Genomic DNA, 7,715 nt, shown 5'->3' on the forward strand with positions numbered 1-7,715 from the left:
CGGTGGCGCCCGCGGGGCGTTGGGCTTTGCGATCCAACGCAGCGCGATGGGCGAGAGGGGAAGGGTCGTCGGAAACACCTGGGCCAGGAATCGGAAGATCAGCAACAGCAGGCCACCGACCAGGACGATCTCCGCCACCAGACCCGCAAGACGCAGCCCTTCTCGCGCGGTCGTCATCGTACGCAACGGCATGATCGCCTCGACACGACCCGGCTTGCCGTCACGCATCGCGCAGAAGAAGGCGTCGTTGTACGGCGGTCTGACGATGAACAGCCATCCGTTGTCGGTATCGCGAGCGCGGAACATGATGCCCGCGTCGACGGTGTCCTCGAACTGAAACGTCATGTCGAAATCGGTCGGGACGGCCTGACCGAGCAGCGCCACCGAGGACTTGCGGTTGGGCCCTCGATGGGTAAGGCCGCGACCCGGCCGGACACTCCAACCTGCGTCGTGTTCGAACTGGCGGATCTCCGATCGTCGGGTCAGATCCCGACGCAGGATTGTGCGCTTGGCATCCTTGAGTTCCAGATGACGGAAGAACGGATCCGGCGCAGCCTCCGAGTCCTCGAAGGCGTAGAGTCCAACACGGTCGCCGTCGGGGCCGCCGGAGACGCTGAAGGTCAGTGGGTCGCCGCCGTTGACCGAACCCCGGCACTGTTCTCCTCGGCAGGAGACTTCGACCTGAAGGACGCGGTCGGCGTTGTCGGCGTTGCGGGCCATGAACCAGATCGCGGCCAGCAGGACGACAGCGAGGCCGATGGCCACGGAAACGCGGACCCGGCGCGTCGGGTTTCCCGACACTGTGGCATCGTGTGTCACCCTGAGAATATAGGGTCGCCACCGTGTGGGAAGGCAAGGCCGCGGGAGGCGCCTAGCGGCCCTTCAGGTAGCGCTGCCAGAGCATGCGGGCGGCGGTCGCCCGATGGGGCCGCCAATCGTCTGCCAGGTCGGTCAGACGGTCGAGATCCGGGCGCTTTTTCAAGCCGCGGAGTACCCGGACGGCCTCCTGCAACGCGATGTCTCCGGCGGGCCAGACATCGGGCCGCTTGAGCGCCACCAGCAGGTAGCACTCGGCGGTCCAGGGGCCGATCCCGGTGATCGCCGTCAGGGTCCGCCGCACGGCGTCGTCATCCAACCGTGACAGCCCGGTCAGGTCGAGACGCCCCGAGTCGATCTCCTCGGCGATCAGCCCCATGTAGCGGGCCTTCTGGCGGGTCACGCCACAGCCACGCAGGCCGTCGGCGCCGCTCGCGCGGATCTTCGACGGTGTCAGCGGCCCGTGGGCCTGCTGCAGCCGACGATAGACAGAGCGGGCAGAGGCCAACGAGACCTGTTGCTCGAGGATGATCCGTACCAGTGTCGCGTAGCTCGGGGCACGTCCCCACAACGGGGGCACACCGTCTTCGCGGAGCAGGGTCGCCAGTCCGTCGTCGATGGAGGCCAGCCGTCGCGCAGCCGCAGCGATCCCGGCCCCGTCCAGTCGCTTCAACGTTTGTCGTCGCGGGCGACTCGTTCGTCCAGGGCCGTCGCGAATCGTGTCGGAGCGTCGGGGTCCATTCGCAGATAGAGGGCCGGCTCGATCAGCTCGAACTCCATCAGCCAGTAGCCCGCCTCCTGCGGGCAACGGACGAAGTCCGCCCGCGCATAGAGCAGCGTGCGATCCAGGGCCGCCATCGTGACGGCGCCGACCGCGATGAGTTGCTCATCGGCTTCCACTGCCGTGATCTGCCCGCCGTGTTCCTCCTGCACCCGGAAGTCGTTCCTCTTCGGTGTCTTGAGGATGGAGTGGCAGTGACGATCCTCGAAGTAGAACAACGAGAACTCGCCTTCCTCGATCACGGACGGTACGAACGGCTGCGCCATCAACGCCCGGTTCCCGTAATAGGCCTCCAGCTCTTGCAGCCGATCGCCCGACGGGTCGCGGGTGAGGCGGAAGGCGCCGTCGGCATTGGCGCTGATCACCGGTTTCACGACGATCTCGTCGATGTCGTCGGCGCCATCGACCTGTGTCTCGACCGCGTCGAACAGCTCGCGCAGGCCGCCGGCCGGGAGTCGATCTTGCCAGACCGTCGGGACGATCGGTACGCCCCATTCGGCCAGCTCTCGCAGGTAGGTCTTCTGTAGATTCCAGAGAACGATCTCTACGTCGTTGTAGAGATGGGTATCGGAAGCTTCAATCCGTTCCAACACCGCCACGAAATCTTCCGGGCGATTCTGGTAGTCCCAGGGAGATCGGATCACCACGGCGTCGTACATGTCCCAGTTGATGTCGGCCCGGTCCCATGGCACCGCGTCGACGTCCCAACCGAGCGCGCTCAGCGGCGCATAGGCATGCTCGTCGTCGATGAAGAAATCGGACGGGTCGGACAACGTCAGGAAAGCACAGCGTCGCAAATCGAACTCTCCGACTTCAGTCCGATCCGTCGCCGTGCAGGTCTTCCAGATCCGAATCGCCTTCGCCCAGCCAGTCCAGCGCCTCCTCGGCGATCCGGAAGACCTCGACCTGTTCCGGTGTCTCGGACGCGATGGCCTGATACATCCGGCTGAGGCCGTACTCCAGATCCGTCGACGCGAGGACCGCAGTTCGCATCAATTCCACCGCGTCGCCGTGGAACGCGTGCACCATCGAGGTCACCTCGCGCATCGCCCGCGCGCCGGTCTGCACACTGGTGACGTCCCGTAGGTCGACGAGTTCCTTGAGGCCCGGACGTGCAGATGGGCTGTTGTAGATTTCGCGATAGGCGTTGACGAACTCGGTGTCGGAAACAACGCCGCGATACCGGGTAACCACGAGGTTACGATCGGTGTGGATGTGGTAACTAATTGGCATGCCCCATGCCCCATCGTCGTGGATCGACTTGCCACACCGAGTATACCCCATTCCTCGGGTCGTTCTGTTAGCGACGTCCTCCAAAGATTCCAAGCCTTGACGCCCAGTAGAGTAACGTCAACAGCGACGTGACGAACGCTGCGACGTAGGTCATGGCCGCGGCGTCCAGCACTTTCTTCGCCCCGGCCAACTCAACTTCATTCACAAACCCACCGTCGTCCAACGCCACCAGCGCCCGCTTGCTGGCGTCAAACTCGACCGGCAGCGTGATCAACGTGAAGACCGTCGTCGTGGAGAACAGCAAGATGCCCACCATGGATACCGTATAGCCCATGGGTGTCCCCACCCCACCGAGAAAGAATGCGCCGATGATGACGAACATCGACAACTTGCTGCCGAGACTCGCAACCGGAACCCAGCGGGATCGAAAGCCGAGAGGTGCGTATCCGCGGGAATGTTGGATCGCATGCCCGACCTCGTGGGCGGCGATGCCGAACGCGGCCATGCTGCTGCTTCCGTAGACGGGCTCGCTGAGACGCAGCGTCTTGGACCTGGGGTCGTAATGATCCGACAGCGACCCGCGGACCGACTCGACGGTGACGTCGTGGATGCCGTTTCGCTCCAGGATCTTCTGCGCGATCTGCGCCCCGGTCAGTCGCGAAGACGTGCCGATGCGGGAGTACTTCTTGAAGGCGCCCTTGACTCGGGCCTGGGCCCAGAGACTGAGGAGCATGCCGGCGCCGATGACTAGCCAATAGATCGGGTCAAAAATCATCGAAGGCCTCGTCGGAAACGGAAAAGGGAACGCCTCTATTCTATCTCGTTGTCGCCAATCGACAACTTCAACAGGATCGCAGACGGCGAGCAGAGCGAGGAAAACTCGTCGGTTCGCCGTATCTCGTCTGGGGCATCGTCTCTGGTGATGACGTCGAAGCCGAGTTTCTTGAAGAAACCCGGCGCCGTCTCGGTCAGCAGGTAACAGGTCTGGACGTCGCGAGCGCGGGCGTGTGCGACGAGCGCCGTGAAGAGGCGTCGACCGAGGCCGGTCCTTCGGAGCTCCTCGCGGACTGCAATCGAGCGGATCAGCGCCACGCTGCCATGGATCTCGAGGCCGGCCACGGCCAGAAGGCGTTGGTCGGCTTCCGCGACCAGGAACGACGGCAGATGCCGTTCCACACCGACGGTCGTCAGGGAGGCCTCCTGCAGAAGTTCGTGAATCGCCGGAAGATCGCCCGCGAGCGCCGGACGGATCGCGGTCATCGCGCCGTGCGCAGCACGTCCCGCACGGCGGGGCTGGCGTCGGTCAGGAGGCGTCGTCGATAGGCGTCGCCCTGCGGATCGTCGGGATAGTGCAGACGGGATCCCGCCCTGAGAAGCATCCGCACCAACTCGACGTAGACCGACTCCCGCTCCTTGGCGCCACCGGAGTAGCGAGAGCCGTGGACCGCCCAGCCCACCGGAGAGCTGGCGTGGGTCGCGTCGAACAGATCCAGCGGCGCCCCGGCGTCAATCAGCAGTCGCGCGTTTTCCGGCTGACCGAACCACGCGGCCTGATGCAGGGGAGTCCCATGATCCAGCCCCGGCGCGGTCAAGTCGGCACCGGCATCCAGGAGCAGGCGAACCGGTTCGGTCTCGAAGCGACCGGCGATATCGGCCAGGAGGCGATCCTCTTCGGGGTTTCCCGTACGCGCCAGGCCGGGTTGTTGCTGCAGGAGTGTCCGGGCGTCGTCGTACTTTCCGTCGACGACGGCGACGGCCAGTCGGTCAGCGTCATCGAGATCCGTAGACGCCCCGCGCTCCCGGAGTCGATCGGCGATCTCCGTGAAGCCACGACGGATCGCATGGGCGTAACAGGTCTTGTGCCCCGCGTTCCTGACCTCGATGTCTGCACCGGCCTCCAGGAGGATCTCAACCGCGTCCAGGCGTCGTCGACGAGTGGCCACGTGCAACGCCGTCTCTTCGAGGGCACCCCAGGTTCGCCCCAGGTCCGTTTCGCGCTTCAGGAGGTCGCGGAGTCGCTCGGCGCCATCGACACCGTAGTCTTCGTCCAGCATGCCATGCAGGGTCGCCATGTCCGCTACCGCTGCTTGCCGCCGTGACGCTTGAAGAGATCGTCGATCATGGAATGGTCGTGAATTTCGCCGTTACTCTTGAAGAGTTCGATCTCGACATCGCCGTCGGACTGGAACTCGATCTCCCATCGTTCTTCCGGGGCGGTGACCGCCACCAGCAACGCACCCTCGCGAACGGAGGAGAGGGTGTAATGGAGATCGGCCTCGTCGAGACGATCCAGAAACGTTGTCAGCGTGGAGAGCTTTGACACGGGGCCCCCAAACTAATTTGTGAGTGCCAGGACCTCGGTCTCCGTTTTGTGAGACCAGCCGCGGAACACCCGGAGTACCCGCCCATTCTCATCCAGGAGCACCGTCATGGGAACCGTCAATTCACCCAACGGGAAGAGTTGGTCGAGACCGGCCACATCGGTGGTGAAAATCGGGTAGTCGACGCTGCGAGAAGCGATGTACCCGGGGACCTGTCCGACAGTCTCCGGCGAGTCGACGCTGATCCCCACCAGATCGACACCGCTCTGACCCAGGCGGCCGGACAGTTTCTGCAGTTCCGGAATCTCCTTCGAGCAGGGGACACACCAGGTGGCCCACAGGTTGACCAGCAGCTTGCGACCGGGGCGCACGAGACCATCGAGTGTGGCGGCGTTGCCATCCAGGTCCGCCAGGGCCAGATCGGGGAAACGCTCCTGGAGCCGGAAGCCCAGACTGGCCAGTGCTCGTTGCTCGGCGGTCGGCGGATCGACGAGGTTGAAGGACGGCAAATCGGTAACCTCGAAGCCATCCCGACCCTCGGTCACGCGGATCGTCTGATTCGCGGCGATGTCGCCCAGGGTCTGGACCTGTCCATCGGGCCAGACAACCTCGACACTACGGGCGTGGGCCGACTCTCCCAGACCGAACAGCAGCCGCTGGTCGCTCTGGGACAGGTAACCGCTGCCACCGGACTTCAGCTTGGTCTGTTGGCCGACCTTGCTTTGCATACGGACGACCGTTCCGAACGCGTCTTTACCCGAGGCGTCGCCGACAAGCTCCACTCGCAGGTAGTGCTGCTGGTTGCCGACGTTGTTGCGGAAGAGGAAATGCGCCTCGCCCTGCTCGGCCGTCAGGAAAACGTCGGTGTCCCCATCGTTGTCGAAGTCGGCGAAGCAGGTGCCGCGACCATCGGAGATGGAATCGACGCCGGAGACTCCGGAGATGTCGAGGAACCGATCGCCGAGGTTCCACTTCAACATGTCACGCTCGTAACCGCTGAACGAAAACCCCTTCTTGAAGATGGTTCCCATATGACCGTCGTGGTACTCGGCGTTACCCGCGTCCTCGACCCGTTCCGCGGCAGCCACCACGTGGCGCCAGAAGAGGCTTCACGTGTCCTTCATGGACTTGCCCGAGATGAACCCGTTGGGCGAGTAGACGTCCTCCCGGCCGTCATTGTCGAAGTCGACGAAACCACCGCCGAAGGCCCAGCCACCGGCCAGGCCACCCAGTTCGTCGGTGACGTCTTCGAAGTGGCCCTCGCCGTCGTTGCGGTAGAGGCTGTTGCCGATCGCCTGCTTGGTCAGCTGAACGCGGATCTCATGTTCCTCGGGGTAAAGCCGACTCAGAATCCGCTTGCCCGCCGTGGAGGACATGTTGGTGACGTGTAGATCGAGATCGCCGTCGTTGTCATAGTCGCCGAACGAGACACCCATGCCGAAGCCGGGGTCGACCACACCCATCTCTTCCGCCACATCGACGAAGCGATCGCCCTCGTTGCGGAACATGCCGTTGCGGCCGAAATCGTTGGTGACGTAGAGATCCTGGTCGCCGTCCTCGTCGATGTCGACGAATCCGGCGGCATAACTCCAACGATCGTCCGCGACGCCCCAGGCGACGGATTCCTCGGCGAAGGTCCCATCCTGCTGGTTGATCAACAACAGGTTCGGCGTGCCGTTGGTGGCCTGGACCCAGGAGTTGGGCATGACGGTGCCATAACGGTTGTAGCTGGCGACGTAGATGTCCGGATAGCCGTCGGAGTTGACGTCGGCGGCGACGGCGCTGAAGCCCACCGCATCGCGATCGACTCTCGCCTGCTCCGAGATATCCAGGAAGCGGACCTTGCCGTCGGGGATGAATCGATTCTCGAAGAGGATCTGACGTCCCACCGCGGCCATGAAGAGGTCGGAGTCGCCGTCGTTATCGAAGTCCAGAAACAGAGCTCCGGCCCCGACCGGCGCATAGCCGATCAGCGACTCGTCGCTGAGGTCGTCGAAGGTCCCGTCACCCCTATTAATGAAGAGTCGATTTCGCTCGACACCGGAAGTGGCCACATCCAACAGCCCGTCCAGGTTGACGTCGGCCGTTGCCACGCCGTGATAGACGAAGCCCTGGTTCTTCCCCTCGCCGAAGGGCGGGAAGCGAGTCGCGACGCCGGCGGTCAGCGCGATCTCGTCGAACAGATCGACCCGACTCTGGAGTGCACCCAGCTTGTAGAGTTCGAATCCGGTGAACTGCCATCGATCTTCGGCTGTCGCCCGTCGGAGCTTCGCGTGAAGCTTGCCGTCGACTCGCTCGCGATGACCGTCCTCGTTGCGTCCGACGATGAAGAACTTGATGTTGGCGGTTCCCGCCTGGGTCGCGTCGTCCAGTTCGCTGGAACTGACCTTGAAACGCACGTCCTCGAGCTGCTGGAAGCGTGCGGTGAGCCCGGCGAAGCCTTCGAGGAACGCCTCGTGGGTCTGTTGTGTGGCGGTCTCCGTCGCCAGCTCCCAATGTCGCTCGTCGATCCAGCGTGCGACCGTGTGCGCCTCGGCGACGTCTGTCGGCAACGTCGGTCCGTC

Annotated in this window: 10 protein-coding genes; all 10 read right to left on the bottom strand. The window is 63.9% G+C overall.

Annotation, left to right across the window (positions count from 1 at the left end; genetic code table 11):
- A partial coding sequence (locus OES25_16985) for a hypothetical protein (protein MDH3629333.1) occupies nucleotides 1-819 on the bottom strand: 819 nt, incomplete at its 3' end.
- Between the two features lie 52 nt (nucleotides 820-871).
- A complete protein-coding gene (locus tag OES25_16990; GenBank protein ID MDH3629334.1) occupies nucleotides 872-1,489 on the bottom strand; it encodes a DNA-3-methyladenine glycosylase 2 family protein in 618 nt (205 codons plus the stop codon).
- Entirely contained in the window at nucleotides 1,486-2,394 is a 909-nt protein-coding gene (locus OES25_16995; GenBank protein MDH3629335.1) for a hypothetical protein, read from the bottom strand. The genes OES25_16990 and OES25_16995 overlap by 4 nt, the downstream gene beginning before the upstream one ends.
- 16 nt (nucleotides 2,395-2,410) lie before the next feature.
- Nucleotides 2,411-2,830, bottom strand: a complete 420-nt coding sequence (locus OES25_17000) for a hypothetical protein (GenBank protein ID MDH3629336.1) — start codon at nucleotides 2,828-2,830, stop codon at nucleotides 2,411-2,413.
- A gap of 67 nt (nucleotides 2,831-2,897) precedes the next feature.
- On the bottom strand, nucleotides 2,898-3,605 hold the full coding sequence (locus tag OES25_17005) for a zinc metallopeptidase (GenBank protein MDH3629337.1): 708 nt from the start codon (nucleotides 3,603-3,605) through the stop codon (nucleotides 2,898-2,900).
- A 35-nt stretch (nucleotides 3,606-3,640) separates the two neighbouring features.
- Nucleotides 3,641-4,090 (bottom strand): arsenic resistance N-acetyltransferase ArsN2, encoded by a 450-nt coding sequence (arsN2, locus tag OES25_17010; protein MDH3629338.1) that lies wholly within the window; start codon nucleotides 4,088-4,090, stop codon nucleotides 3,641-3,643.
- Nucleotides 4,087-4,902 (bottom strand): ankyrin repeat domain-containing protein, encoded by an 816-nt coding sequence (locus OES25_17015; protein MDH3629339.1) that lies wholly within the window; start codon nucleotides 4,900-4,902, stop codon nucleotides 4,087-4,089. The genes arsN2 and OES25_17015 overlap by 4 nt, the downstream gene beginning before the upstream one ends.
- A 5-nt stretch (nucleotides 4,903-4,907) precedes the next feature.
- Nucleotides 4,908-5,153, bottom strand: coding sequence for a hypothetical protein (locus tag OES25_17020; GenBank protein ID MDH3629340.1), 246 nt, complete (start codon nucleotides 5,151-5,153; stop codon nucleotides 4,908-4,910).
- Between the two features lie 12 nt (nucleotides 5,154-5,165).
- A complete protein-coding gene (locus tag OES25_17025) occupies nucleotides 5,166-6,242 on the bottom strand; it encodes an ASPIC/UnbV domain-containing protein (GenBank protein MDH3629341.1) in 1,077 nt (358 codons plus the stop codon).
- A gap of 18 nt (nucleotides 6,243-6,260) precedes the next feature.
- A partial coding sequence (locus OES25_17030; GenBank protein MDH3629342.1) for a VCBS repeat-containing protein occupies nucleotides 6,261-7,715 on the bottom strand: 1,455 nt, incomplete at its 5' end.

The organism is Acidobacteriota bacterium, assembly GCA_029861955.1.
GTDB lineage: Bacteria > Acidobacteriota > Polarisedimenticolia > Polarisedimenticolales > Polarisedimenticolaceae > JAOTYK01.

What these genes read in the sequence shown, in the direction of transcription:
- OES25_17000 (MDH3629336.1), bottom strand. Translation starts at nt 2,830, where the DNA reads ATGCCAATTAGTTACCACATCCACACCGATCGTAACCTCGTGGTTACC.
- OES25_17005 (MDH3629337.1), bottom strand. Translation starts at nt 3,605, where the DNA reads ATGATTTTTGACCCGATCTATTGGCTAGTCATCGGCGCCGGCATGCTC.
- arsN2 (MDH3629338.1), bottom strand. Translation starts at nt 4,090, where the DNA reads ATGACCGCGATCCGTCCGGCGCTCGCGGGCGATCTTCCGGCGATTCAC.
- OES25_17015 (MDH3629339.1), bottom strand. Translation starts at nt 4,902, where the DNA reads ATGGCGACCCTGCATGGCATGCTGGACGAAGACTACGGTGTCGATGGC.